Below are 2340 nucleotides of genomic sequence, written 5' to 3'. Positions count from 1 at the left end.
GCCAACCATCCGGAAGTACTACAACATGAACACACTACCGGAAGTACCCCACCAGAACCTAATCAAAGACAAAGTATTCGACCAAGAGCCCTTTCGATCAGCCATCATTGAGATCATCCGCAATAACTGCAATAAGAATTACTACGTAAGCTCCATCTACGACGTGTTGCTGGAAAAATTTGTTGAAAATGGCGACTATGAATCACTACCCGGCAATGACCAGACACTGCGTAATTACGTTCATCACCTGATAGAGAGTGGTATCATTGAGAAAGAGCCAGAAAACCGGCGGATCTATGACCATGTCTTTGACACACCGCCAGGGGATCAGATGCTCATCGATTTTGGGCAGGAGCGGGTTGGCTCAGGTGTGGTGATCCATTTCATCTGCCTGCTGCTGCGCTACAGCCGCATCATTCATGTAGGGGCACAGGATCATGCCTACAACGCTGAAGAAGCATGCAGGGCCATCTACAGAGCCTTTTGCAAACTGGGTGGACGTCCTTCACAGCTTGTCATCGACCAGGACGCCGTGTTCATCGCCAGTGAAACCTACGGCGAAGTGATTCAAACACGGGTATTCGGCGATTTCTGCACGGAACAAGAACTGAAACTCTGGGTGTGCAACAAAGCGGATCCTGAAAGCAAAGGCCCCATTGAAAACGTGGTGGGTTTTGTGAAGAAAAACTTCTTTAGTGCCAGAAACATCACCTCCATCGACGATGTGTGGAAATCACTGCCAGGCTGGGTTGAACGGAAAAACCAGCGTATTCACAAGGCCACTTTCCGCATCCCCCTCGATGTCTTCGACGCCGTGGAAAAAGACAGTTTGAAACCCATAGCTGATTCCTTTTACGAAAATTCACCGTCCAGCTATACACCAGTGGAGATTCACTCAACACCCTACGTACAGTACAAATCATCCAAATACTCACTGCCCAGGTCACGGTGCTTCTCAACGATTTATTACAAAGCCGTGAACAACACACTTTACTTTTACGACTCAGACAAAAAGTACCTGTGCCAGCACGCTGTCAATGAATGCCGGGGCAGCGTCAACCGACTGGAAGAACACCGCAAGGAACCCTCGACTGACTGGGTAAGCGTGGTGGAAAGCCTTAGGCGTCAATGGAGCTGTTATGCCTTCCAACAGTTCATCAATGGCTACAAACGAGAGAATCCACGGCACCTTTACCAACAGCTGTCTGCCATTGAGCGGTTCCTTAATTTAGAGAAACCTGAACGGGAACTTGTCTCTCAGGTCATGGACCAGTGCTGCAGGGATCAAAAATACCAGTTCTCCCAGTTCAAAGTGGTGTATCAGCTGGTCAAGGCAGGGCGCACCGCACCTGGCCTTGTGGAGTTCAATGATGTGCAAACCCAGGAGATGAGCCTTTACAAAAAAGCCTTCCTGGACCGCTGCGGCACTGAGGGGTGCGGTCTATGATGACTAAGGCGACAGATCACATCCCCTTGCAACGACTAAGCGCACTGCTTGAATCCTTTACCCTGAAGCATTCGTCCAAACAACTGGCCGATCTGCTGGAAAAAGCGGATCATGAAGAAGCTTCCCATCGGGCGTTTTTACTGGAGCTGTTAGAGACTGAAGTGAAGGGACGCAATGAACGCCGCCGAAAACGCAATTACGCGGCAGCCCATTTCCCGCCGAACCAGCGGCCCCTGGAAGAATTTGATCCCCAGGAGCTTGCCTCAGGCATGACGGACAGTCAGCTCAAGCACCTGAAAGAACTCACCTGGCTCGACAGCTGCGGCAACATTGTCATTGCCGGCCCTCCAGGACTGGGCAAAACCATGATCGCCGTCGGTCTTGGCCTGGTGGCCATCAACAGTGGGTACACCGTCTGCTTCGAGCGGATGGTTAACCTGATCAAAATCCTTGATCAGTCAGAGACGGAACGAAGCGCTGGTTTTCGGCTTAGAAACATCAAAAAGGCTCAGATGGTAATCATTGATGAAATTGGCTATACCCCAATCTCAAGGAGCCAGGCCAACCGATTTTTTACGTTGATCAGCGATACTTACGAGACATCCTCCCTGGTGTTTACCACCAACAAAGAAATCACTGACTGGGCTGAAATGATGGGTGACCCGGTGCTGACAACAGCCTTGCTGGACAGGATCCTCCATCGGGCGAAATGCTTTTCCCTCAAGGGTGAATCTTACCGCCTCAAGCACCCGGATTTTTTCGCATAGTGGCGACCACTTCAATGCGTAAATGCGTCTTTACGGACGCGCATTGGATGAGCTGGTTGATTCAAGTAATCATGACCGCGGAGCAATGTTCAGTCAACCCTCAGCACAGCTAAAAGATGGCTGCGG

At 50.4% G+C, this 2340-nt stretch carries 2 protein-coding genes; both read left to right on the top strand.

The window, feature by feature from the left end; all coding sequences use genetic code 11:
• A partial coding sequence (locus QOL74_RS18300) for a hypothetical protein (RefSeq protein WP_283410949.1) occupies positions 1–1447 on the top strand: 1447 nt, incomplete at its 5' end.
• Positions 1444–2214 carry an IS21-like element helper ATPase IstB gene (gene istB / locus QOL74_RS18295; RefSeq protein ID WP_283410948.1) on the top strand — a complete coding sequence of 257 codons (771 nt, stop codon included), beginning with the start codon at positions 1444–1446 and terminating at the stop codon, positions 2212–2214. The genes QOL74_RS18300 and istB, both read left to right, overlap by 4 nt.
• Positions 2215–2340 lie beyond the last annotated feature (126 nt).

The sequence above is a fragment of the Anoxynatronum buryatiense genome (assembly GCF_900182905.1).
GTDB classification, from domain to species: Bacteria; Bacillota; Clostridia; order Peptostreptococcales; family Tindalliaceae; genus Anoxynatronum; species Anoxynatronum buryatiense.
The sequence above is the reverse complement of the archived record's forward strand: the minus strand, read 5'-3'. Positions and strand labels throughout refer to the sequence as shown.

Bases quoted from the DNA above. Each gene is read 5' to 3' on its own strand.
- istB (WP_283410948.1), top strand. From the start codon at position 1,444: ATGATGACTAAGGCGACAGATCACATCCCCTTGCAACGACTAAGCGCA.